This is a genomic window from Spirosoma knui (assembly GCF_054780635.1).
Genome location: NZ_BAAGVY010000011.1, coordinates 1 through 23,474 on the forward strand (window position 1 = coordinate 1; position 23,474 = coordinate 23,474).

General features: G+C 49.2%; 23 protein-coding genes and 1 tRNA gene. 11 read left to right on the plus strand and 13 right to left on the minus strand.

Annotation, left to right across the window (positions count from 1 at the left end; genetic code table 11):
- Window positions 1–318 precede the first annotated feature (318 nt).
- Window positions 319–513 carry a hypothetical protein gene (locus ACYVIY_RS20590; protein ID WP_460978291.1) on the plus strand — a complete coding sequence of 65 codons (195 nt, stop codon included), beginning with the start codon at window positions 319–321 and terminating at the stop codon, window positions 511–513.
- Window positions 514–658: 145 nt separating this feature from the next.
- Here ACYVIY_RS20590 and ACYVIY_RS20595 read toward each other — a convergent pair whose 3' ends face one another.
- The 4 genes from ACYVIY_RS20595 to ACYVIY_RS20610 all read right to left on the minus strand — a co-directional run bounded on the left by ACYVIY_RS20595 (window position 659) and on the right by ACYVIY_RS20610 (window position 3,369).
- Window positions 659–1,219, minus strand: coding sequence for an RNA polymerase sigma factor (locus ACYVIY_RS20595; protein ID WP_460978292.1), 561 nt, complete (start codon window positions 1,217–1,219; stop codon window positions 659–661).
- A 614-nt stretch (window positions 1,220–1,833) separates the two neighbouring features.
- Window positions 1,834–2,310, minus strand: a complete 477-nt coding sequence (locus tag ACYVIY_RS20600) for a DUF2214 family protein (RefSeq protein ID WP_460978293.1) — start codon at window positions 2,308–2,310, stop codon at window positions 1,834–1,836.
- A complete protein-coding gene (locus tag ACYVIY_RS20605; RefSeq protein WP_460978294.1) occupies window positions 2,310–2,729 on the minus strand; it encodes a DUF4267 domain-containing protein in 420 nt (139 codons plus the stop codon). The genes ACYVIY_RS20600 and ACYVIY_RS20605 overlap by 1 nt, the downstream gene beginning before the upstream one ends.
- A gap of 64 nt (window positions 2,730–2,793) precedes the next feature.
- Window positions 2,794–3,369, minus strand: coding sequence for a Crp/Fnr family transcriptional regulator (locus ACYVIY_RS20610; RefSeq protein ID WP_460978295.1), 576 nt, complete (start codon window positions 3,367–3,369; stop codon window positions 2,794–2,796).
- A gap of 376 nt (window positions 3,370–3,745) precedes the next feature.
- Here ACYVIY_RS20610 and ACYVIY_RS20615 point away from each other — a divergent pair, with 376 nt between their 5' ends.
- Entirely contained in the window at window positions 3,746–4,540 is a 795-nt protein-coding gene (locus ACYVIY_RS20615) for an SDR family NAD(P)-dependent oxidoreductase (protein ID WP_460978296.1), read from the plus strand.
- Window positions 4,541–4,679: 139 nt separating this feature from the next.
- Here the strand turns inward: ACYVIY_RS20615 and ACYVIY_RS20620 are convergent, their stop codons facing one another.
- Both ACYVIY_RS20620 and ACYVIY_RS20625 read right to left on the minus strand, forming a co-directional pair.
- Window positions 4,680–5,258: a Crp/Fnr family transcriptional regulator gene (locus ACYVIY_RS20620; RefSeq protein ID WP_460978297.1), complete on the minus strand. Its 579-nt coding sequence runs from the start codon at window positions 5,256–5,258 to the stop codon at window positions 4,680–4,682.
- Between the two features lie 544 nt (window positions 5,259–5,802).
- A complete protein-coding gene (locus ACYVIY_RS20625; RefSeq protein WP_460978298.1) occupies window positions 5,803–7,074 on the minus strand; it encodes a sensor histidine kinase in 1,272 nt (423 codons plus the stop codon).
- A gap of 1,193 nt (window positions 7,075–8,267) precedes the next feature.
- Here ACYVIY_RS20625 and ACYVIY_RS20630 point away from each other — a divergent pair.
- Window positions 8,268–9,509: a sensor histidine kinase gene (locus ACYVIY_RS20630; RefSeq protein ID WP_460978299.1), complete on the plus strand. Its 1,242-nt coding sequence runs from the start codon at window positions 8,268–8,270 to the stop codon at window positions 9,507–9,509.
- A gap of 40 nt (window positions 9,510–9,549) precedes the next feature.
- Here the strand turns inward: ACYVIY_RS20630 and ACYVIY_RS20635 are convergent, their stop codons facing one another.
- The 3 genes from ACYVIY_RS20635 to ACYVIY_RS20645 all read right to left on the minus strand — a co-directional run bounded on the left by ACYVIY_RS20635 (window position 9,550) and on the right by ACYVIY_RS20645 (window position 10,800).
- Window positions 9,550–9,963: a hypothetical protein gene (locus ACYVIY_RS20635; RefSeq protein WP_460978300.1), complete on the minus strand. Its 414-nt coding sequence runs from the start codon at window positions 9,961–9,963 to the stop codon at window positions 9,550–9,552.
- Between the two features lie 92 nt (window positions 9,964–10,055).
- A complete protein-coding gene (locus ACYVIY_RS20640) occupies window positions 10,056–10,487 on the minus strand; it encodes a hypothetical protein (protein WP_460978301.1) in 432 nt (143 codons plus the stop codon).
- A 16-nt stretch (window positions 10,488–10,503) separates the two neighbouring features.
- The gene (locus ACYVIY_RS20645; RefSeq protein ID WP_460978302.1) at window positions 10,504–10,800 is read right to left on the minus strand and encodes a hypothetical protein; all 297 of its coding nucleotides are present in this window, start codon (window positions 10,798–10,800) and stop codon (window positions 10,504–10,506) included.
- 411 nt (window positions 10,801–11,211) lie between these two features.
- Between ACYVIY_RS20645 and ACYVIY_RS20650 the strand changes: the two genes are divergently transcribed.
- Window positions 11,212–12,750 (plus strand): family 43 glycosylhydrolase, encoded by a 1,539-nt coding sequence (locus ACYVIY_RS20650; RefSeq protein WP_460978303.1) that lies wholly within the window; start codon window positions 11,212–11,214, stop codon window positions 12,748–12,750.
- Window positions 12,751–12,810: 60 nt separating this feature from the next.
- Here the strand turns inward: ACYVIY_RS20650 and ACYVIY_RS20655 are convergent, their stop codons facing one another.
- Entirely contained in the window at window positions 12,811–13,038 is a 228-nt protein-coding gene (locus tag ACYVIY_RS20655; RefSeq protein WP_460978304.1) for a hypothetical protein, read from the minus strand.
- A gap of 341 nt (window positions 13,039–13,379) precedes the next feature.
- On the opposite strand from ACYVIY_RS20655, the gene ACYVIY_RS20660 reads away from it, so the two are divergent.
- Both ACYVIY_RS20660 and ACYVIY_RS20665 read left to right on the plus strand, forming a co-directional pair.
- Window positions 13,380–13,982 carry a YceI family protein gene (locus tag ACYVIY_RS20660; protein ID WP_460978305.1) on the plus strand — a complete coding sequence of 201 codons (603 nt, stop codon included), beginning with the start codon at window positions 13,380–13,382 and terminating at the stop codon, window positions 13,980–13,982.
- Window positions 13,983–14,253: 271 nt separating this feature from the next.
- Window positions 14,254–14,832, plus strand: a complete 579-nt coding sequence (locus tag ACYVIY_RS20665) for a DUF308 domain-containing protein (RefSeq protein ID WP_460978306.1) — start codon at window positions 14,254–14,256, stop codon at window positions 14,830–14,832.
- Window positions 14,833–14,917: 85 nt separating this feature from the next.
- On the opposite strand, the gene ACYVIY_RS20670 is transcribed toward ACYVIY_RS20665, so the two are convergent.
- The 3 genes from ACYVIY_RS20670 to ACYVIY_RS20680 all read right to left on the minus strand — a co-directional run bounded on the left by ACYVIY_RS20670 (window position 14,918) and on the right by ACYVIY_RS20680 (window position 18,530).
- Window positions 14,918–16,390 carry a TonB-dependent receptor gene (locus ACYVIY_RS20670; RefSeq protein WP_460978307.1) on the minus strand — a complete coding sequence of 491 codons (1,473 nt, stop codon included), beginning with the start codon at window positions 16,388–16,390 and terminating at the stop codon, window positions 14,918–14,920.
- A gap of 208 nt (window positions 16,391–16,598) precedes the next feature.
- Window positions 16,599–18,062 (minus strand): S41 family peptidase, encoded by a 1,464-nt coding sequence (locus tag ACYVIY_RS20675; protein WP_460978308.1) that lies wholly within the window; start codon window positions 18,060–18,062, stop codon window positions 16,599–16,601.
- A 114-nt stretch (window positions 18,063–18,176) separates the two neighbouring features.
- Window positions 18,177–18,530: a YraN family protein gene (locus ACYVIY_RS20680; protein ID WP_460978309.1), complete on the minus strand. Its 354-nt coding sequence runs from the start codon at window positions 18,528–18,530 to the stop codon at window positions 18,177–18,179.
- Between the two features lie 91 nt (window positions 18,531–18,621).
- Here ACYVIY_RS20680 and lipB point away from each other — a divergent pair, with 91 nt between their 5' ends.
- From lipB to ACYVIY_RS20705, 5 genes are all read left to right on the plus strand, one after another.
- Window positions 18,622–19,392, plus strand: coding sequence for a lipoyl(octanoyl) transferase LipB (lipB, locus tag ACYVIY_RS20685; protein ID WP_460978310.1), 771 nt, complete (start codon window positions 18,622–18,624; stop codon window positions 19,390–19,392).
- Window positions 19,393–19,464: 72 nt separating this feature from the next.
- Window positions 19,465–19,869: a hypothetical protein gene (locus ACYVIY_RS20690; RefSeq protein WP_460978311.1), complete on the plus strand. Its 405-nt coding sequence runs from the start codon at window positions 19,465–19,467 to the stop codon at window positions 19,867–19,869.
- Between the two features lie 34 nt (window positions 19,870–19,903).
- Window positions 19,904–20,641 (plus strand): 3'-5' exonuclease, encoded by a 738-nt coding sequence (locus tag ACYVIY_RS20695; protein ID WP_460978312.1) that lies wholly within the window; start codon window positions 19,904–19,906, stop codon window positions 20,639–20,641.
- Between the two features lie 73 nt (window positions 20,642–20,714).
- A complete protein-coding gene (gene rnr, locus ACYVIY_RS20700) occupies window positions 20,715–23,249 on the plus strand; it encodes a ribonuclease R (protein ID WP_460978313.1) in 2,535 nt (844 codons plus the stop codon).
- 140 nt (window positions 23,250–23,389) lie between these two features.
- A tRNA-Arg gene (locus tag ACYVIY_RS20705) sits at window positions 23,390–23,461 on the plus strand.
- Window positions 23,462–23,474: the final 13 nt, after the last annotated feature.

Consider the following 23,474-nt stretch of genomic DNA (forward strand, 5'->3'; position numbering starts at 1 on the left):
CGAATGGCTTCCTGAACGATAGAATAGCGGTCTTCGGGGGTGAAACTTCGCCTAATTTTACTCATGATTTCTGAATGTAGTAGGACTAAACTGTTTTTACAATTTTGTCCAGCCATTCAGGGGGTTAAGACAACCTTTTTTGACAATAGAAAAGTAACCTAGATTTTGAACAGGTGAGCGTGATTTAGAGTCTAGATTTTAAGTAAGTTCTTCATTGTCAGCCGAACCGAAAATTTACCCATATTTAGTTAACCGGGGGCATGACCAAAGTAGAAAGTGTACGTCTAAAGAAGGTCTATATACAACTATATAAGTCTAATGAACACCTCTTTAATGATCGCTTTATCGGTAGTCGGCCAGCTAATACTGGCTATCAGCCTTGGCAAGGAAGCCCTTACTGTTTCAACAACCGGACTTGTCCGGGTAAAACAAATCCTGATCAGCAGTGTCTTTCTGGGGTTTGCCATCATGCTGAGCTGTCTTCTTTACTTTACGCTTACTCAGCAGGGTTGATATTTCTCTGCAAACAGAGACGCTTACCCTGAACTTGGGCAAACAAAAGAGCAAAACCGAACACTGTATAAGGTTCGGTTTTGCTCTTTCTACATTAGACGTCAGATCTCAGAAGAGGTTATTAAAAGAAGAGAAGAAACGTAATTTATTTACCATACTGGGCAATGTATACTTGCTGAAGTCTGTCCCGCGTTCGCTTGAGCCGCATCTTTACCGCACTCTCCGATAAGCCGTACTGCTGCGCCAGTTCTTTAACCGAAAGGTTTTGCTCATACTTAAGCTTGAGAAGTGCTAGCTCGTCAGCAGGCAGGGAGTTGACAACGGCCTCAAGCTCTCCATGCCGTTCCTCGCAGTTGGCCACGTCATCAACACTAATGGCGTCGGGGCACTGGTTTTGCAGGTCTTCCGATAAAGATTCAGTGAGCATGCGCTTGCCTATACGAAGCTGGTCCAAGCAATGATGGTGGGTGATTGAGTAGAGCCAGGTAGAGAAGGTAGATCGATGCTGGAAAGAGTCAAGTTTGTTGAATACCTTGATAAAAATGTCCTGGGTGAGATCCTGAGCAGCCTCATCATCTTGAGTCATAGACAGACACTTTTGATAGACTTTCTGAGCGTAGCGTTGGTAGAGTGCCTCAAAGCCGTCATTTTCAACTGATTGCTGATAGCGTGTCGCTAATTGTTCATCTTTGCATCGTCGAGCCATAAGAATAGAAGATTAGGCGGGTTGAACGCCCTATTAAGTTTAGGTTACTACAATAAATGTAATAGTATGTTATTGCATCTCTCTATTTTACAACTGTTTCGAGAAATAGTAAGGTGATTTATAGTTATCAATATTAGATGATCATTAATAAATACACCCTATTTAATAAAATTTTTTAAGAATAATTTATGACTATTTGTTGTGGCCTGACCGCTTAAAAGATTTAGGGGTTTAATAAGTTAACTTATCTTTTAAGTTGCTTAAACCTATTCAGTTACCAACATTAGTACTTATTTTGCTGCTAACACGAAGTATTTAAGAATAAGTGTAGGAGAGATGTTCGTTTACGCGAAGAATTAATACACCTGTTATTAAGCCATGCTTTATTGCGGGCTTCATTAACAGGTGTATGTTGGGGATTACGGAACAGATGGCAGAATCTATAAACACTAGAAAAGCGAAGGAATAGCTGGTCTGAGATCCGGCACGGTACGCCGTGGCTCAATCATCAAGCATGCCAGATCATTAATTCGCTTAGGTATTCATGAAGTAAGCAGGCTGGATTATGGGATTATGAAGCTAAACGCGATAGTTAAGGGTGGCTTTTAATCAAGCTAATCAAATTTAAAGATCGCCAGGATGATGATGGCTAAAAACACCAACGCTTGAACTTTGTGAAACCACTTCAGCTTCGTTACAACAGGTTTAATCACTAAACCCATGTTAACTTCTTCAGCGGATAGGTTATGGGTCAACGTTTTCATTAGCGGACTGCCTACCAGAAGTCCATTCAGCGGAAGCAGCAAAATCAACCCCAGTTTGACTTGGAACCAGAGCTGGTGCAGAAACACGCCCTCAGTTATAATCATCAGACCGATTCCGGAAAGGACTAACAATACACCGCCTGCCAGTAAGACTGTTCCTAAACCTGACATGAGTCTTAAAAGGCCAGTTGATGCTTTCCCTTTCGCCTTCAACAAGTCAACGAATGTGCGGAAAACTACTAGCTCGGTAACCGTGGTGCCGGCCATAAGTACGAGGCCGGAAAGGTGCACAACCAGCAACAGGTATCGTAACGTAAGTGCATCCATCAGACAGTTGCTTTTTTACGATTTCTGAACAGTAAAAAACTGGTCACAACCATGTAAACGGCAGTAGTGCCATGAACAAGCATGCGTGGCAGGTCTATCCCGTTATTCAGGTAGACTAGCAAACAGTCCGTAGCAGGGATAATGATCGCTGCCGTAAACACATAAGCGGTCGCTTTTTTCATTCGGCTTAGCAACAAGGCTAAAAGGGCTACTCCCGAAAAGACATCGCGTATCCCCTTTAGCCTGCCGAAGGTAAGATCTGAATAGCCCGACGGCTGTATACCGAAGTCTTCCACACTGATCTGAGGAACCAGAACAAACCGGACGCCGATGAAGAGAATCCCCAGCGCAACAAACATGGTCATCCAATAGGATGCGGACCGCCAGCCCCATTGGGCCGTTACATTTTCTGTTTTCATAGTAAGTTCAATTGTTCGTACAAAGCTCACTATGAAAAAACGGGCAGTCATTCACCCAGGTTAATTAATGATTTTGGGCCATTCTTTTTCGAATACGGCTAAGCGATTGGGGCTTTATGCCCACGTAAGAGGCAATGTGATATTGTGGGATGCGCTGACCCACCTCGGGAAACTTAGCTAAAAAGGTTTGGTACCGCAGCTCAGGCGAGTCGTTGTAGAAGGAGTGTAACTGATGGATGGCTGTCACAAAAACCTCCCCGATGGCCAACCGCCCGAATCGTTCACCATGTTCTACTTTTTCGTAAAACACGTCCATATTAGCGTGACTGATCGTATAAATGGTTGAGGGTTCTAGAGCCTGAATATTCGTCAGAGATGGCTGTTGAGGGAGAAAACTGGCGTAATCACAAACAAATTCGCCCTCTTTATTAAAGTAGTTAGTTCGTTCCTCACCGTCCATACTGGTATAATATCGGACGAGTCCCTGTTCAACGAAAAAGACGTTTTTGCAAACCTGACCTGCCTGAAGCAGATGCTCACCTTTTCTAAGTTTTTGTTGGCGAAACAAAGCGGTGATGCTGGCTTCATCCGCTGAGGAAAGCGGAATATAGTGCTGGATGGTTTTGAGAAGTAGATCCATACTCAAAAGTAAGCATAGTATAGCTTCGAGCGAACGAGCAAATAAAAGCAGGATTGTACTGGCTGAGTAGGATGAAAACGCTACAAACGTGGAGCCGTCGGTCAATCTATACTTCTCTCGTTTTTTGTGCAAAAGGAAAGGGGCGTTCATTAAGACTCGTCGCTCACTATTTCATTGCCACAGGAACTGACGAACATAGAACTTTGTAACAGCCTCCTTTTCAGTTAAGGTGGTTTTCAAGCGCTCCGCTCCATTATAAGGAGGGTAGTTATCATTTGGTGACAAATGTCCTCGTCGGTTCACTACTCCCTGGCGGATATTTGCCGCATCGTGGGTTGATAGCCAACCCACTGCTACATAATACGAAAGACAAGCTATGAATCTTCAATTAAATGGCAAGAAAGCGCTGGTCAGTGGCTCAACGGCTGGTATCGGGTATGCTATCGCGAAAGAACTGGCTAAGGAAGGGGCAATCGTATACATTAACGGCCGTACAGTTGACCGGGTCGAAAATGCAGTTGCTCAAATTAAGCAGGAGAGTAATAATCAACAAGTATTTGGAATAACCGCTGACTTAAGTACAGCCCAGGGAGTTAGCCAGCTTACTCAGCAACTTCCCCAGATCGATATTTTGATTAATAACCTGGGAACGGCTAATCCCAAACCGTTTATGGAGATCACCGATGAGGATTGGCAACGATTGTTTGACATCAATGTGTTGTCTGGCATTCGATTAGCCAGGACCTACTTTACCAGTATGTTGAGCCACAATTGGGGCAGGGTTATTTTTATTGCTAGTGAATCCGCCCTTCAAGTACCCCCGGAAATGATTGATTATGGGGTTACCAAAACGGCGCAAATTGCGCTGGCCAGAGGGTTGGCAGAATTAACCAAAGGAACCAATGTCACCGTCAATTCGATCCTGCCAGGACCAACCCTATCTGAAGGCTTTGGTGAATACGTTGGCATGCTAGCCAGTCAACAGAACAAGTCGCTGCAACAAGTTGAACAAGATTTTTTTGAGCACATTCGACCTACTTCGCTAATAAATCGGTTCATCCAGCCTGATGAGATTGCTCAATTGGTTACTTATCTGGCAAGCCCGCTGTCGGCGGCAACCAATGGCTCGGCTTTACGAGTGGACGGCGGGGTTGTAAAAAGCGCTTTCTAAACTGGACTAGGGAAGCCTAATTTTCTGAAGCATCTAGGTATAGTTGATGGTTTTGTCTAACCAGCTGGTCAGACAAAACCATCAACTATACCTATTTATTACCGTGGGTTTTTAGATTGGGCATTAACAGCCGTACTTTTTATGGATGAGCAAGCTGGTGTCTGATCCGGCTTAGAGTCTCTCTGGTTACGCCTAAGTAAGAGGCAATCATATGCAGGGGAACCCGGTTAGCCAGGTTAGGGAAAGCGGAGATAAACTGTTCATACTTCGCTTTAGCATCGGTACTGATGTAATTCATGATCCTATTCTGATGGGCATCGAAACTTCGGGCTAAAAGATTCTCCGTAAATCGGTTTAAGCTGGGAATCTGTTCCGTCAGCCGAGTAAAGTCAGGCTTATCAATAAGAATTACGTCACTACTTTCTAGGCTATCAATATAGCTCTTTGACGGATGGCCAGTACGGTAGCTTTCCCGGTCGCTGATCCACCAGTTTTCAGCCGCAAACCGAAGGACATGTTCCCCGCCATCTGAATCAATTCGATACAGCCGGAGGCAACCTCTGGCCACAAAGCAGGTATGATGACAGACCTCGCCTTCTTGAAGCAGGTACTGCCTTAGCCCTAATTGTTTTTCAATGCTAAACGCACGAATCGTGTCTATCTCATCACCGGTTAGACCGGCCTTCTCCTTCAAGTAACGGGCGAACGTGTCAAACATAGGTGTAGTAAAACGAATCCCGATAAACGGGTTGCTCTGTTGAATTGATGTTGTGGTACAGATGCTTCCTGAGAAGCGCTACTGGGTGTACTTTGGTTCGCTCCATTTACCAGGAGCTCTGTTCAGTTCATAACTTGACTGCCGCTAGTGGGCATTTTACTTATGGGGGCTATGATTCAACTAAAGCTGCCAATCGATAAGCTGAATTGTAAAAAGCAACTTCAACAAGCTAGCTTTCATTCAACTTACAGCGACTCCTTCAGGAGAGCTACCACTGCAAGCGCTCGAGTAATAAACATGGCGGACAATCGACCTAAGCAGCTGCGCTTATTACCGGTCAATTTGTAGTTTTAGCTGGTTAACGAGCTTCGCTCGACGGGCTTCCTGTACAGCACTTTGCTCCGCTTGTTGTAGCTGATTGCTAAGGCGTTCAAGCATGAGCTGCTGGGTGGCCATTAGTCGTTCGGTCTGCTCCACCCTTTGTTGAAGTAATGAAATCAAGTCTTGGCAAAGTGAGCGCAGAACTGCCCAGCGGTTGGGTAGGTCAGGATTGCCAGTGAATGGGCAGGCGGATGCGAAAAAGAGTACCATTACCCGGCTTGCTTTCAATCTCTAGACTTGCCCGCAGAAGCTCACATAGGCCCTTCACTATCGTTAAACCAATGCCTTCCCCCCGGTGGGCAAGAGCTGAGCTAGCCGCCTGCGCGGTAGCTCCCTGCCGGGCGTCCTGGGTAGGATTGGGCAGACCAAAGGCCGAACTTGATTCTGGAGAGGGTGCTAACACCTGGGGCAGAGAACCCGTTTGACGAGCGGTGGGCAAGCCTGGACCAGAGTCTTGGACACTAACCGTCCAACGGTAATCACTCTCCTGGCTCCAAGACACCGATACAAACCCCTGCTGAGTATGTTTAAGAGCGTTCAGCAACAAATTCTGGATGATGCGCTGTAGCAGAAGAGGGTCTGATTCCACCTTTAACTGAGTTGGTCCGTCAACTTGCAGCAGGAGGCCTTGCTGCTGAGCCAGGGGCTGGTAATCAGCTGCCAGACTGGTTAACAATTGCCCTACCTCAACCGGCTGAATGTGCAGGGGCTCCTGGCTAGCCTCCAAGCGAGCCAAATCAATGAGTTGGCTCACCAGGGCCTGGGAGTTGGCCAGATTTCGTTGCAGCATGTCCATAAACAGCTTTTGTTGATCCAAAGACTCTCCTTCTCTGCTGGCGAGAGAAGCCGCTCCCTGAATAACACCGAAACTGCCCCGCAGATCATGGGAGGACTGGTGCAGTAATATGCTACGCTGCTGGCCTAGCTCAGTTAACTGGCTCAACGTTTTCTCGAGGACCTCTACCCGGTTAGCGGCTGATTGGCGAAGTAGTTCGGTGTACTGCTGCACACTAGCCGAAGTGATCTGGTTACCAAATCGGGCTAGCTGCTCATAGGCGGTTGCCATGAGCTGTCGATCAATACTGGGAATGAACTCCCAATAGCGCCGTAGCTCTTCCAGCAGGGTGTCGTTGAGATGATGCATCTCCGTTGACAGCTCTTCTAAGGCATGGCCTTTCTGCCAGCGGTGCAGTCCATGTTCAGCGGCTAATAGACTAATGGAGTCAACTTCGGCTTGGCCACGCAGACGGTGCTCAAGTTCATTGAGCATGAATGGCACTTTGTTATTAAACTCTTCCCGACTTAAGCTAGCAGCATTTTTCAGGTCCGGATCGCTCTCGCAAGCAGCCCGCCAGTTGTTGAGTACCGCTTCGCGCCGACTGGCTAGATAGATGGCCACTTGACCTAAGGAGGCAGAAAGAGATGAAGGGTTCATAGTTGAGCTTAAAAGGAGGGGCGCCGGAGCGGTTTTAATGTAGGCTATAGCTACCGGGTAATCAGGGAAATAAAACCCGCTGGTAAACTTACGCAAAACAAGCTAGCCAACCGTTACTAAATCCAACTGACACCCAATGACTCGCCTATGAGCGGGGTTAGCCACCTCGACCACCTTACAGGAGGTCTACCTTTTAGAATAACTCTGAAGTGATCCGTTGAATGTGTTCTTATGTACTCTTGAGATAAGCCCTGCCCCACCTACTCCTTATCGTTTAATTATCAAGCGGCAAGTATTGTCGCAGGTGAGGGCAGACAGCATGAGCATGAATGAGTCATACAGATTTTGTATCTACTGGCAATAGCCCTAACTGGTTAAATCAGATATTCTGAAACAGATTTCTACTCCCCAGTCAATCAGTTCCTGCACATGGAAGAGGTCATCCGGAGAACTGAAGACTAGTGTGTTAAATGCATTGCGACGTAGTAAACAAAACGGCCACCGCTAATGGGTGGCCGCTTGCTAACTCATAACCTATAAAAGAGCAACTTCACTACTGTTCCAAAATCGCATTACGTGCGCATATCAAGCTGTCAATGATTTAGCGCAAGTGAGCGATTAAGACAAATTTGTAAAACAGCGTTGATTGATCTTTCTCAGACTTACCTAGTAATGTGTTTAATTTATTAAAAAACGCTCTTGCTCTACGTAACCGGTCAGTTTAGTAACCGACTGGCCTGACCCGTAACGTATTAAATGGACGGCTCAGCTACAAAAAAGCCCAGCTATTTCGCGATACCTGGGCTTTCCAATTCTATCCACACCATAAAGAGGGCTTGCCCTCTTATGCTCACCAAATGTAATGACTTTCGCAATACAGCCTCGTTCTTTGCATAAATATGTCAAAAAAATGACTATAAAATACCTGTACGGTAGCTGTATATACGAGAGATGTCAATTATGATACTTAATAACTGGGCTAAGTATACATAATGCCTTATCGACCTTAGGATTGGCACAACCGGCCCTAGTCAGGACAGACTGATCACGAGTAGCTTGATCGCTTCATTATCGAAATCTATCGCTAATTTAGTATAGCGAAACTCAGTGAAATCGCGTGGATATGCTGGTTAACGGGTTGCAATGTGTATTTTTAACCAGCAAGTGAATCGGATAATAAATGTGAGGGCCATATGGCTAACGGAATAGAGTTGCCCCATGCTGATATGGCTTTAGAGAATGAGCGTCTGCAACTGGCCTTACAGGCCGCTGGTGTGGGTACCTGGGACTACAATCTGGAGACTGGTTTTGCCCAGTGGTCTACAATCTGTAAACAACTGTTTGGCTTACCTCCTCAGGCGACTGTAAATGCTGCCATTTTACTGGACCAGGTACATCCCGATGATCGGGAACGGGTGCGTCAGGCTAATCTTAGAATTCTAAGCCCGGAAAGTGATGGGGAGCACAACGTCTTGTTCCGTACGATCAGCGAACAGGGGCAGTTGCGCTGGGTTCAGGCAAAAGGTAAAACCATCCGTAATGAACACGGACAGGTTCTTCGGTTTAACGGTGTTGTCTTCGATATAACCGAGTTAAAGCTAGCTCAGGAAGCTCAGGTCCGCAGTGCCCAGGTGCTGGAACAACGAGTCGCCGAACGAACGCAGGCGTTGAATGACGCCAACCGCCAATTGAAAAAATCGAATGATAGCCTGACCGAATTTGCCTACGTAGCATCGCACGATCTGCAGGAGCCGCTCCGTAAAATTCAGGCATTTGGCGATCTGCTGAAAAGCCAGTACAGTGTTCAGTTGGGGAGTGGAGTCGACTACCTGGAGCGCATGCAGACGGCTTCCCTGCGGATGTCAACTTTGATCAAGGATCTACTGACCCTTTCCCGGCTCTCTTCCCAGCAGGAAGCGATTGCGCAGGTCTCCCTCTTCGAATTAGTTAAGGCCGTGCTGTCTGATCTTGAGCTAACGATTCAGGAGACGGCGGCCGTGATTACAATCGATACCCTGCCTATTATTGCCGGGTATCGATCGCAGTTGAATCAGCTTTTTCAGAATCTGTTGTCAAACGCGCTGAAGTTTCATCCGCCCGGCGCTACGCCTGCTGTCCGGGTGCAGAGTCAGATTATACAAAGCGATGCTTTACCGGAGGCCGTTAAGCTAGGCCCAGGGATTACTCGCTATCATCGCATCGACGTCGTTGACAACGGCATTGGATTCGACCAAAAGCATGCTGGACGTATCTTTCAGGTATTTCAGCGGCTGCACGGTAAAAGTCAATACGTCGGTACGGGCATCGGATTAGCCATTTGCGAAAAAGTGGTCACTAACCACGATGGAATCATAACGGCGACCAGCCAACCGGGGAACGGTGCTATGTTCAGCGTGTATCTGCCCGCCTATGAATCCAATGTTGAACCGCTATAACGTTACGTAGGTACTGCCGCTTACCTACCAGCTCAACTTGCTACTTAGTACCGTTGAACGTTAGGGAGAAGGGCGCGCTTGCCGTACCGCTGCTGGCTCCCGTCAGAACAGCATTCATCGTCTTGTCTACGAACGTACCGGTTCCACCACTAAGATTATAAGCGGTTCCCAGGAGCGTAGCGGATGTTGCAGGGATCGTAAATGCATTGTTGTTCAGAGTAGCCGAAAGCGCCTGACCCTGAAATTCGAGCGTAATGCCGTTACTGACCGAGGTCGACTTCGAGACTGTAATGTCGGCGGGTATGGTGACAGGCTGGCTTGTTAAACCTATTGCGGCTGAACCTTTATACGTACCTACGTATTGGTCACGTGAGTCGGAGGGGGTCTCTGTAGTTGATTTGCTACAGGAAAGAAAACCGGTAACGAGCAGCAAACAGAAGGCGTGTTTTAACATAGTTGACAGGTAGTAGAGGTGAACGATATATAAATTTCGAGTATTCAGTAAAGCGATTACTGCCGACAACTCGCCAACGGCCAGCTAACGAGCTAAGGTATAAGGTATTCGACCGTGGCCTGATCAAGTGTTTTGGCGTATCGGTCAACAACTTCGCTCAGTCGCTGAAAACCGGTTTTAGCCAGTTCGCTGGCCGATGCCTGATAAACCAGCGGTTCACTGGTGGAGCTTGAGCTAGCCGAGCCTTGTCCCTTAAAGACAACAACGCTGTTTTCGACCGTGGCCACGATACGTAAGTTAATGCCCTGAACTACGGTGTAGGCGGTTGCAATGGTGCCCTGATCTTCGTCGGCGGTTTCTACATCAAATCCATGATCTTCCAGAAACGTCAATGTCGATTCGAACAAAGCTGAATCTGCTACCGTAGTAGTTACTTCAATGCCCTCGGCCCCTTCTGGTATCGACTGCGAACGTACTATGAATGAACAGGTAAACAGGCAGAGGAGAGCAACAGCGAGCTTCATCAGTGATCGGGGAGGTTCAACAGATTTCGTTGAAATATGTATTGGTATCCGGGATGTCGGTACCCTTAATGACTAATGCTGGATTTTGTTGTTCATATTCCTGGATACAACGTTCGCCTGATTCGGTGAGCTGATAATAAGGCTGGTCAACGCCCGGCCCATGAACCACTCTGATTAAATTATTACCTAGCAAAACAGCTAGGCAATAGCTGATCATCAGGTCGTCGAAGGGGACCTCTCGGGTTAGCTGCTGACGAGTAACCGGCTTAACAATAGCAGTAAGCGTATGATACTGACCAAACGTGAGTAACATCGTTTTATCTGTTTTACCCATAACGCTTTCGTGAACCGATTGGTACATTCACGTTATAGATAAACCTAACCTGTTTAGAGCCTGCAATATACTAAGGACAAGCGGTGTTTTCCACGAATTCGATGTATCGGTCACGTAAACAGACCCAATACCGACGTTTTCAGCAAATGCATTACGTTCTAAGCATATGTAGTACGTGAAAATCTTCATTCGTAAAGCAATAAGTTTACAATCACGGCCACCTGTTTGCGAAGGCCTTTTGATAAAAGATCAGTGAGTGGCTCCGACTATCTTGTTATACATAAACTCCAGGAACAGAAAACTAGCTGTGTGTTTTATCAACTTGGTTAATTGGCAGGCCATTCTATCCCCTGAACCGACAACGCTTACCGATATTACCAACGTGCTCGTATGACCTACTTTCGAATTGCATTGTATTACACCGTAGCAGGCCTGATGGCCTGGGGCTGTAGAAGTTCAACTCCATCGGGTGCGAACACCACCCGTAACCAGCTTGCCACACCCGTACTGGTAATGCCGGGCGATTACCCCGATCCGTCGGTGACTAAGATCGGAAGTACGTACTGGGCTACGGCTACCTCGTCGAACTGGTTTCCAGCTTATCCGTTGCTTAAATCAACGGATCTGGTAAATTGGCAGACGACGGGTTTCGTATTCAGCAAAAAACCAGACTGGGCCGATTATTACTTCTGGGCGCCGGAGCTAACTTACGACAACGGCCGGGTATATGTCTATTACACCGCTCACAAAAAGGGCGGCAACTTGTGCGTGGCGGTGGCCAGCGCCGACAAACCTGAAGGACCTTACCGGGATCATGGGCCGTTGGTCTGCGAAATCGACGGGTCGATTGACGCCTTTCCCATGCGTGATGAAACCGGCAAGTTGTACCTGATCTGGAAGGAAGATGGCAATAGCGTCGGAAAGCCAACGCCAATCTGGGCGCAACCGATGAACGAAGAACGTACCGCCTTAACCGGCGAGAAACGCGAACTGTTCCGGAATGATGCCTCCTGGGAAGCGAACCTGGTCGAAGGCGTATCGATGATAAAACACCAGGATTACTATTACGCGTTTTACGCGGCTGCGGGCTGTTGCGGACCGGGCTGTACCTATGCTACCGGCATTGCCCGGGCTAAGAACTTGCTCGGCCCCTGGGAAAAATACAGCAAAAATCCCATCATGACGGCCGATGCAGTCTGGAAATGCCCTGGTCATGGTACGCCTGTCGAACGAAACGGACGTGACTTTTTTCTTTACCACGCCTATAATAAAGAAGAGGACGTTCACGTAGGCAGACAGACTTTACTGCGCGAATTTCGCTTTACCAACGATGGCTGGCTGGCTTTTGAGGGAACCGCTCAGCCGGTCCCGACCGCGCGGCCTACGGTGCGGGAGGAGTTTAGTGGCAACGCTTTGTCAACCGCCTGGAACTGGTCTGTTTTCCATCAGCCGACGGTCTCCGTGCAGAATGGACTGTTGCGGTTAGCGGCCCAACCCGATAAAGTTGGTGAGTACGTAGCGCACCGCACAACGGCGGGCAACTATACGGCCCAGACGACCATACGCAGGCAAACCTCTACTGCTGAAGCAGGTCTGGCTTTAATTGGTGATGATGACAATGCTGTGGGTATATCCCTCGCAAACGGGCAAACAATCGTTTGGAAGCGCGAGAAAGGCGTTGATCAGAAGCTGGCTACGACAAACGCACCGACCGGAGAAGCCATAACGCTGCGGACGACCGTGAAGAACGGGAAAACCATTTCGTTCGCTTACAGCGTAGATGGAAAATCGTTCGTCTCAATGGACGCCGGCCCTATAGATGGCTCCTTTCTGCCACCCTGGGACCGGGCCGTACGTGTCGGTTTAACCGCAAAGGGTAATCGTGAACAGGCCGCCTTATTCGATACGTTTACCATAACGTCTGAGTAAACACAAGCATTGCGAAGCCTGCGTCCGGCATTACGTATCGGAACAATACCTGCTGACTAACTATTTGCAGGTCGTCACTACCGTTAGGCTGGCATTGGTAAAGCTGTTAGCAGTTGTAAAGGCCGCTACTTCATCGTCTCCGCATACTTTTTGTTCGTTTCGGTTTACCTGTCCCGTTGGCCCGTAGGTGAGCGTTTCGCAGCTTTTGCAGTTCTTTTTCTTAAACACTCCGCCTTCGCAGGAGGCCAGCACAAGTACGGCTACGGCCGCTATTCCTAAATGTTTCATACGTGTCTTGTTGCTTAGGCAACACTGGTGAACGCTTGTATAACTGAATCCAATACAGAGTGTTGGGTCACTTGCGACTTCACGTACGTATACTATAATGCGGATATTTTCGTACTAGTAGTGAATAGCCGATTGGGGTAACTACTTAGGCTAGGTATTTGAGCGGATTTACCGTTTTGTGTGAGTACTTACCCTCGTCCATGTATTGGCATTAAGCAGGCTGATCTGTCTGTTTAGTGAAATAAAATTGGCATTCAGCGCGCTTAGCTTGCATATAATCAATAATCGGGACAGTTTTACAGAAGCTTGTCGTATATAGTTAACCAAAACCTAAGTAGTACATGAAGCGAGTATTTTTTACAGTTGCGATTGCGTTGGCTTCGTTCTCAACGTATGCTCAAACCACCTGGGGCATGGATAAAGCCCACTCTAAACTTGGGTTTACCGTTACCCACCTGGCCCTGACAGAAGTAGATGGTAATTTCAAAACGTTCGACGCAAAAGTAACGGCTACCAAGCCCGATCTGTCGGATGCTGTATTTGAACTTACGGCGGATGTGAACAGCATCAGCACGGATAACGAACGGCGCGACAATCACCTGAAGAGCCCTGACTTTTTCGATGCCGCTAAATACCCAACCATTACGTTCAAAAGTAAGTCGTTCCAGAAAGTAGAGGGTAAGAAGTACAAGATCTTGGGTGATCTGACCATGCATGGCGTAACCAAGCCTGTTACGCTCGATGCGGTTATGAATGGCCCGGTAACGATGGAGAACCCACGCGGTAAACAGGAAAAAGCTGGTTTCAAAATTGCCGGTACACTAAAACGCTCCGATTTTGGCGTCGGCTCTTCGTCGACTGTCGTGGTGAGCGATGAAGTTGAAATCAAAGCTAACGGCGAGTTTGCCAAGCAGGATCAGGCCGTATCTGAAGTGAAAAAGTAGCTACTTCGTTTCGATAAGGAAACCCGCTGACAAGTAGTCTAGGCTACAGTCAGCGGGTTTTTTATTGGGAGCTGTCGTGAGAGTATTGATATAGGTTATGACCAAAAGTTGCCGCCGAGAAGACGCACATCAGCTTTTGGTCCGCTGCATAATCTGTTATGCACATTGTTTATTCACTATTCATAGCGCCTTTCGAGCTACAATAAAACAAACGTCTTTTCCTATAGGTTAACAATCATATTAACAGCGTACACTCAACTTACTCAACGATATGGCACATACTCATTCGGCTCCACGCTGGTGGCTTTTACTAGTTAGGGGCGTTCTGTACATTCTGATCGGCGCATTCATGTTTGTGTTTGCGAGTTCGTATACCGCACAATCCGGACATATTATTGGCGCGCTGGCCATTCTGGCCGGGGCTTGCCAGCTTGCCTTTTCATTTACGAACCGGGGCACGGAGAGCAACAACATGTGGGGTATCCTGCACGGCATTGCCGACTTAGGCTTTGGCATTGCCATGTTCATCTATTCGCAAGGCACAATCAAAGGATTTGTCGATGTACTCGGCTTCTGGGCCATGATGTACGCCTTTCTACAGGCGGTACAGGCTATGTACGCGTTCCTGTCGGCGCGTGGCGGAACAGGTGTTAATTTGCCCAGCGTTCTGGTTCACTTCGCCAACGTACTGATCGCGGGTGGCCTGACCTTTACGTTGCTATTACGTCCAGCGGGCTTTGACTCGACACTTGGTTACGTTGGCGTTTTCCCGATTATCCTGGGAGCGCTGATTATTGTGTTAACCCAGCAAATGCGAGCGCAGGCTGATCGGGCATCGTATCAGCACTAGTCACACCACTTTACGTAACAAAAAAGCCACAGATCGCTGTGGCTTTTTTGTTACGTCCTGAGAAGCAAGTTATTACGTTAACTAGCTACGTTCCACTGGCAATCTGTTCTTCCTGTTGCTGCCGGACCTGCTGCCCAATGGAAACATACTCGACCTCGCAGGGGTAGCCAAATAGGCAATTATCTTTAATCTGCCGAGCCACGCGTTCTGGTACCATCTGCTCCCAGCCGTCCTCCCCCTGTTGAATCATCTCCAGGACATGATCGGTTGAAATGTGCAGATTCTGTTCGTTATAATCCGTAATGTCTTCGATTTTGTCGTTCCGCACGAGGTACTGAAACAGGGGTTCTAGCGTTGGCGGCAACTCGAATTCGTTGCAGGTGTAGATACTGCCGTTTTTCAGCGTTGGATACACAAACAGTTTCACTTTTCGGCTGAACAACGTTGCAAACGACTCCAGAATACCCCCCGGTAGAAATTCGTAGTGGCCCTCCTCAAAGATGTATTCCAGATTCGGAATGCCAACAATCAGGCCGATTTTCAGGCGGGTTAATCGCGCCAGATATGCCACCAGCTTATAATACTCCAGGTAATTGGAAATCATCACCGTCTGGCCCATCGAACACAGAATATCGACCCGATCCAGAAAATCTTTCTCGTCGATTCCCTGATCGTTGGCTTTCAGGTTGTGGAGCGTTAACTCGGCCATCGATATAACCCGGTTTGGGTCAACATCTGATTCCGCCTTAAACTGTTTGATGCCATTTTCGATCATGTCCATCTGAACGTTGGTGACCGGACGTAACCGCCCGCGCATGACCAGAATATGCTTTTTATACAGAGCTTCCGACGGTTGCAGTACCTGACCATCGGGACCGAACAGGGCCGCATCCGTAAATCCGTTCTTGACCAGATGCAGGCTCATCAGTCGGTTGTCGACGTCCGCAAAGTCGGGACCGTTGAACCGAATCATGTCAATCTGAATGCGCTCGGGTGCCAGATCATCCATGAGCGACAGCACGAGCGTCTCCGGCGATTTTGCGTAATAATAACAGCCATATATCAGGTTGACGCCAATGATACCAAGTGCCTGCTGCTGCAGGATGTTCTCATTGTCGAGCATCCGAACGTGGATGATCACATCGTTGTAGCCAGCCTGCGGATTCAATTGAAAGCGACAGCCAATCCAGCCGTGCGCATCGTTCGTTTTCTGATAATTCAGGGCAACAACGGTATTCGCGAACGCAAAAAAGGTTGTGTCGGAGCCGCGTTTCTCGGCCAGCCGTTTCTCAAGTAAGCTGTATTCTTTGGTGAGCATTTTCACCAGTCTCGACTCCACTACGTAGCGCCCGCTTTCTTCGACGCCATAGATAGAGTCGCTGAACGTCATATCGTAGGCTGACATCGTTTTGGCGATGGTACCCGAAGAGCCCCCCGCCTTAAAAAACATCGCAGCCGTTTCCTGACCCGCGCCGATCTCGGCAAACGAACCGTAGATTTTTCGGTCAAGGTTGATCCGTAATGCTTTCTGTTTTGTGCCAATATTCTTCTCGTACATGATCTTGGCGGCTTGCTGATGCTAAATATACAGACGAAACGAGACAAAACTCGTGCCTGCCTGTCTTCTCAACATCGGTTGTTGATGGGTTGTTTCCGTAATGTTGACCATCATTTTCGGAAAGAGTTTAATTGTCTGGTAAAAGTCCAGAAAACTCAAAAGGCAGTTATATAACTGCCTTTTGAGTTTTCACGTAACGCGAGGCTGATTAACGACTTACACCCAGCGCATCGGCGAACATGTTACCACCGGCGGCCTTACGATCGAGCGAAGAACCGACGCTTGGCAAGGCATCGATCGCGGTTGGAGCCGGCCGACGAGCCGTACGGGAACCCGTGATCTGACCAATCGCTTCGCCGAGCAGGGTCTCCGTGATGTCGCCAAACGCTTTCATGCCGATGATCGGCTCCGTCACTTCCACGGAGGGAGTAAATCCACCGGCATAGTCGGTGAAGCCGTCGGCATTTGCCGATTTAAAGGTAAGCGGCTGCATGCCCCATTTGATACGTCCCGACTTGTCAGAGATTGTGATTGAGCCAACGTTTTTGCCGATCGTTTTCGTACCAATCGTCGTTACGGTCATATAGGGACGGAGGCCATTGATGATCAGCTCACTGGCAGAGGCCGTGCTCCTTGTAGTCAGGATGTAGACCCGGTTCAGGTTAGCGCCAATATTGTTGTGCTTGCTCACAAAGTGCTGCGTATTCCAGTTCGGACCGTACCGCTGGTTGTAATCGGCCGTAACGGTATTGTTCCACTTCTGTGCGTAATACACCTTCGAAGCATCGACGTTTTTGCCGATCAGGCTGGCCAGCTTAGTCGATGAACTAACGTAGCCCCCCCGGTTGTAGCGCAAATCCAGAACTAGTTCGGTAACCCCTTTCTGCTTGAATTTACCGAAGATGTTATCGAGCTTACCATCATATTCATTAGCAGTGCTGCCGTTAGCACCTGGTATAAACTGGTTATACACTACATAACCGATGGTTTTGCCGCCAATGGTATAGGTCGTATCCAGCAGAACGGGGTCTTCCTGAAACACTACAGCCGTCACTTGTTTCGTCTGCGCATTGTCAACTACGGCTCCATTGGCCAGCGACGCCATGCCAAACGTTAAGACGTCGCCGGCGAGTAGCTCTCCGTAGTTCGTAGCGGTCATCGGCTGGCCGTTCACTTTTGTGAAGATGTCGCCCCGCTTAAGACCGGCCTGAGCCGCCGGTGAGCCAGGTAATACGTACAGAACGGAGCCGATCACATTCGCTCTGGTCTGATCGCGGTAAAAAAATTTGTACTCCATACCAGTCGTTTTCGACTGTCCGCTCAGCGATGCCTGCAACTCCTGGGCGCTTTCCTGAATCCAGGAAAACCGGTCGCGGTCGATGTTGGCCGTGTTAGTGTACTCGTATAGTAGCGACTTAAAGAAATTTTCGGGTGTTAACGACTTATCTGGATTCGCCGGAAGCTTGTCGTTCCAGAGGTAATAGTAATTCATATTGGCCAGAATCCAGTCGTTCACTTCCTGCGTGGTTACCGGGCCGGACGTGACCGTCGACGAAATGCCCGCGGTTACCGGAGAGGGCGTTACGTCCGGCTCTTTCTTGCAGGACGACAGCAAAAAAGTACCTGAAATGGCTAAAAGCAGCGCCGGACGTAGGGCACTTAGTTTTCTCATAGATAGTTGTTGAAGAGCAGCTTAACTGTGCTAGTACATAACGAAAAATAGCCAGAAATAATTTACCAGGAGACCGCTAAAGGCCCGGTTTGTTTCAATATTCTTCAACAAAACTCAGGCAAAGGCGTCTTCGATGTGCTTCACCCGAAACTCGTTGTTTCGCATAGTAATCGCGATAATATCAAAACGCAGGTCGAACAGCCAGTTGTGCGCAAATACGTAGTGCTCGGCGGCCCGCATGACCAGCTTCGCTTTGGTGTACGAGACAAACTCTTCGGGGTTGCCAAACGATAGGTTGGTGCGGGTCTTGACCTCAACAAATACCAGTAGTTTGCCCTTCTTGGCGATGAGGTCAATTTCGGCGTGCTGATGGCGGTAGTTACGGGCTACTATTTCGTAGCCGTTGTCCTGAAGGTACCGAACGGCGTGGTCTTCGCCTTGCTTGCCGGTTTCATTGTGCTGGGCCATGAATGGTATGGATTACAGGGTACGGATCGAACGAAAGCCGCTGTTCTCATTGTTATCAATAGAATGCGGTTTGCCCAGGGTAAGGCGTTCGATGAGTAAAACAAGGCATAGTCAGGTGAATAAACAAGTAGAGGTGCGGCAGTTGGGTATGGTCGAGTACCAGGCCGCCTGGGATGAACAGGAGCGGCTGTTTGCGCAGATCGTAGCGCAGAAGCTCCAGAATCGAAACGCCAGCGTGAGCGATCAGCAGATGACGCCGAACTACCTGCTGTTTTGCGAACATCCGCACGTGTATACGCTTGGCACCAGCGGTCACAAAGACAATCTGCTGGTTGACGAAGAGCGGCTGGCCCGCGACTACGGCGCTACCTTCTTCAAGATCAGGCGCGGGGGCGACATTACGTACCATGGGCCGGGACAACTGGTTGGTTACCCGATTCTGGACTTGGACAACTTTTTTACGGACATCCACCAGTACATGCGGTTTCTGGAGGAAAGTATCATCCTGACCTTAGCCGATTATGGCCTTCGGGCGGGGCGTATTGATGGGTTAACGGGTGTTTGGCTTGGTTATGACGATACGCAGTCGGATGGTCCGGCCCGCAAAATCTGCGCGATGGGCGTTAAAGCCAGTCGTTGGGTAACAATGCACGGATTTGCGTTGAACGTCAATACAGATTTGCGTTATTTTAACCATATTGTCCCCTGTGGCATCACCGACAAGGCCGTTACGTCACTGGCAGCCGAATTAGGTCGGGAGGTTCCACTCGGTGAAGTAGCCGAACGGGTGCAGCAGCATCTGGCGAAGTTGTTTGAGATGAAGTTAATTCAGGAGATTGACACGCAGCGTGTGTTGCGTTAAGACGGTCGCAGCCGCCCTGCCTTGTGCAGCGGGCAACGAAGTCTGACCACGCTACGTCATATATGTACAGGAATGAAAAAAGACATTAATTTTTTGCCCGTTGAGGGCGTACAGGTTGTGATCGCCCGTAAGGAGAATGTAGCTGGCGGCTACGATTGGCAGGTTTATTTAATCAACCAGAACGACGTCTCAATCAAGACCGTGTTTGTTACGTCGAAAGGCTATGGCCTGAAAGACGAGGAAGAACAGAAAACATCCACACTTCGACACTTTTTCGTGGAAGTACAGCCCGGAGCGCACGAGATCGTGGAAACGATTATGCCCGATGTATTCCACTTGAACAATGAGTACTGGGTTAGTTATTTTATTGATGATCAGATTTTTGACAAGAAGTTTATCTTCGTGCCCGACAGCATTGTCGAAGAAAATCTTGTGACTGTTCCCGCCCTGGGGCTGGAGGGGATTTTGCACGACTAAGTGTTGCGGAACGTCCGCCTGTTCGCTAAAGCCTATGCCGCAAACCGTATCCTGGAAACGTCGACTTAAGAACTTTCTGTTTATCGACCTCAAGACAGTGGCCGGTGCGCCGTCGCTGTTATCCGTAGATCCGCGTTTGCAACGGCAATGGGAAGAGAAAAGCCGTCATTTCAAGGGCGAAGACGAGGTATCAGCAGCTGGTTGGTACGACCGTCGGGCGTCGTTTTACGCCGAGTTTGGCAAGATTATTTCGATCGGGGTGGGCGGTCTGTTCTTTAACGAAGGCGATCAACCCCGGCTGAAAGTAAAGATTTTGAGCAACGACGATGAGGAAGCCCTGCTTACTGATTTCCTAACCATCGTTAACCGCTACCCACCCGGCGAACTAACCTTCTGTGCGCATAACGGGAAAGAGTTTGATTACCCGTACCTGTGCCGACGGATGATGGTGAATGGTCTGCCGCTGCCACCCTCTCTGCAAATTTCGGGGAAGAAACCCTGGGAGATTCTCCATAAAGACACCCTCGAACACTGGCAGTTTGGCGACAAACGCCACTTTGTGCCGCTCGATCTGCTGGCCGCCGTGCTGAACGTACCGACGCGGCCGCTGGAATGGATGGGTGACCGCACCAGCGAAGTCTACTACCGCGAACACGACTGGGCACGTATTGAACAGTACGCCCGTGACTCCGTGGTGATGTTGGTACAGGTGTACCTGCGCATGGTGGGTGCTCCGCTCGTAGCCGACGAGCATATTGTGATGAGCGATTGATCAACTGCACTAAACTCTTGCTCGATTAATCGCTTTTATAGAAACCGCGGGTTAAAGCCCGTGAACAAGAAGAATGAGAAACGGAAAACCGAAACAAAATAAATATAACCGGCCTGGAGGGGCCCGGTCTGGAGAGACCCGGCCCGCTGGGACCGGTCAGTCTGCGACGACGCGGCCTCGTGAGAAAGGGCTTGAAAAACAGAATAAGTCTGGATATGGCCGCCCTGTCCAGCAGGCCAGTCCAGGCCGGGCCGACTCGTTCCTGGACGAGATGAAGAACGACCTGATGGCGTTTTTTCAGATTAACAGCGAGCAATCGTTCACGCAGGACGAAGTGCTCGATCATTTTGGTACCAGCGACCGGCGCATGAAACTGATCATGCACGGCCTGATCGGTGAACTGACCGAAGAGGGTTCCCTGGTTCGTTTGCCCAATGGTAGTTACCGGGCCGATGCTGACGCCAATCTGGTTGAAGGCGTAGTCGATCACGTCAATTCGCGCTTTGCGTTCGTCGTACCGGCTACCGCAAACGGAATTCGGGGCGACCGCGATGACGACATCTGGGTGTCTACCGAAGACCTGAACGGAGCCGTTGATGGCGACCGCGTGAGTGTCGTCCGATTTGCCGATTCCCGGAATGGATCGGGCGGACGTTCCCGACGTCGGATCGAAGGCAAAGTAGCCAATGTTATCGAACGGGGACGTACCGAACTGGTGGGGCGCATCGATGTGTGGCCGACTTATGGCTTTGTGATTCCCGATAGCAAAAAGATCTACGAAGACATTTTCATCCCGAAGGAAAAGCTGGGTGGTGCAAACGACGGCGAGAAGGTCATTGTCCGGCTAACCAAATATCCGCAGCCAAATAGTAACAAACAGCAGTTCGAAGGCGAAGTGGTTACGGTGCTGGGCGTAGCGGGTCAGAATAATACCGAAATGCACGCTATTCTGGCTGAGTTTGGCTTGCCCATTCACTTCCCGGAAGACGTAGAGCGGGAGGCCGAAGCCATTCCGACCGAAATTCAGGAAGCCGAGATTGCGAACCGGCGCGACATGCGTGAGGTCACTACGTTCACGATCGACCCGGTGGATGCCAAGGACTTTGATGATGCACTGTCGGTGCAGATTTTAGACAATGGCAACTACCAGATTGGCGTTCACATTGCCGACGTAACACACTACGTAGTACCGGGCTCGAAATTGGAAAGTGAAGCGTATAATCGCGCTACGTCGGTGTATCTGGTCGATCGGGTTGTGCCGATGCTGCCCGAAAAGCTGTCGAACGGCCTGTGTTCACTACGTCCAAACGAAGATAAGCTGACGTTTTCGGCAGTCTTTGAAATGACGCCAGATGCGCACATTGCGAAAGAATGGTTCGGGCGGACGGTCATCCACTCGAACCGGCGTTTTTCGTACGAAGAAGCGCAGGATATTCTGAACAACAGCAACGGCGATTACCTGGCCGAACTACAACTGCTGAATGAGCTGGCGTATAAGCTACGCGACGAACGGTTCAAGCACGGTGCCATTAATTTCGAAACGGTTGAGGTGCGCTTCAAGCTGGACGAAAACGGCGTTCCAATCGCTGTGTTTCCCAAGATTCGGCAGGATACCAACAAACTCATCGAAGAGTTCATGCTGCTAGCGAACAAGCGGGTAGCGGAGTTTGTGCATTCGTTGTCGAAGAAAGGCAAGGGCCGCTCGGCCGAGGAAGAGGAAAACACGATGGTGTATCGGGTACACGAAGGGCCGGACGATGACAAACTGCGTGGGTTCGCTGATTTTGCCCGTCGGCTGGGTTACAAGCTCAATGTCGATGATGAGCATCTGTCAAGTTCGATGAACCGCTTCATGGAAAGCATTGAAGGCAAACCCGAAGCGAACATGTTGCAGCAACTGGCGGTACGTACCATGTCGAAAGCGCGGTACAGCACCGAAGACCTGGGCCACTTTGGGCTGGCGTTCCGGCGATATTCGCACTTTACGTCGCCCATTCGGCGCTATCCCGACATGATGGCACATCGACTGTTGCAGCACTATCTCAATCATGGCAAACCCGCTGATCGCGAAGAATACGAAGAACGTTGTCGGCATTCATCGGAGCGCGAACGGATGGCGGCTGAAGCGGAACGGGCCAGCATCAAGTACAAGCAGGTCGAGTTCATGAGCCGCATGCCCCACGATCGCACCTTTGAAGGCGTCATTTCGGGGGTAACCGAATTTGGTTTCTTCGTCGAGATCACGGAGAACAGTTGCGAAGGGCTCGTGCGGATGCAGGACCTCAGCGACGATTACTACGAATTCGACAAAGACAATTATCGGATCATTGGGCAGCGTACCAAGAAGATGTACACGTTCGGCGATCAGGTTGAGGTGCGGGTGAAAGAAACGAATCTCGGCCGCCGGAGTATGGATTTCGCCTTGGTCGGCGATAAAGCTGCCAGACGCCAGGCTGATAACGAATTGTCGAGCCACTCAGGTCGGCGCGGGTCGCGATCTGCTAAAACAGCCAGTGCTTCCTCGTCACGGTGGGGGAGTAGCTCGAGCCGTCGTGATGCGCCTGCGGCTAAAGGTGAGAACCGGCGCGGTGGCCGCGGACGACGTTAATTGAGTCTGGTCAAGCCCTCTCGAACTACAGGTAGTTCGAGAGGGCGTTCGATTATAAGCGATGCGGTTAGGCGTAAATCTTAAAGCTAAGCTTGCGTTATAGACGAAAAAACCGCTATATTTGCGCTCCTAAACGGAATGCTCCCGTAGTTCAATGGATAGAATTATGGTTTCCGGTACCATCGATAGGGGTTCGAATCCCTTCGGGAGCACACAAAGTCTATA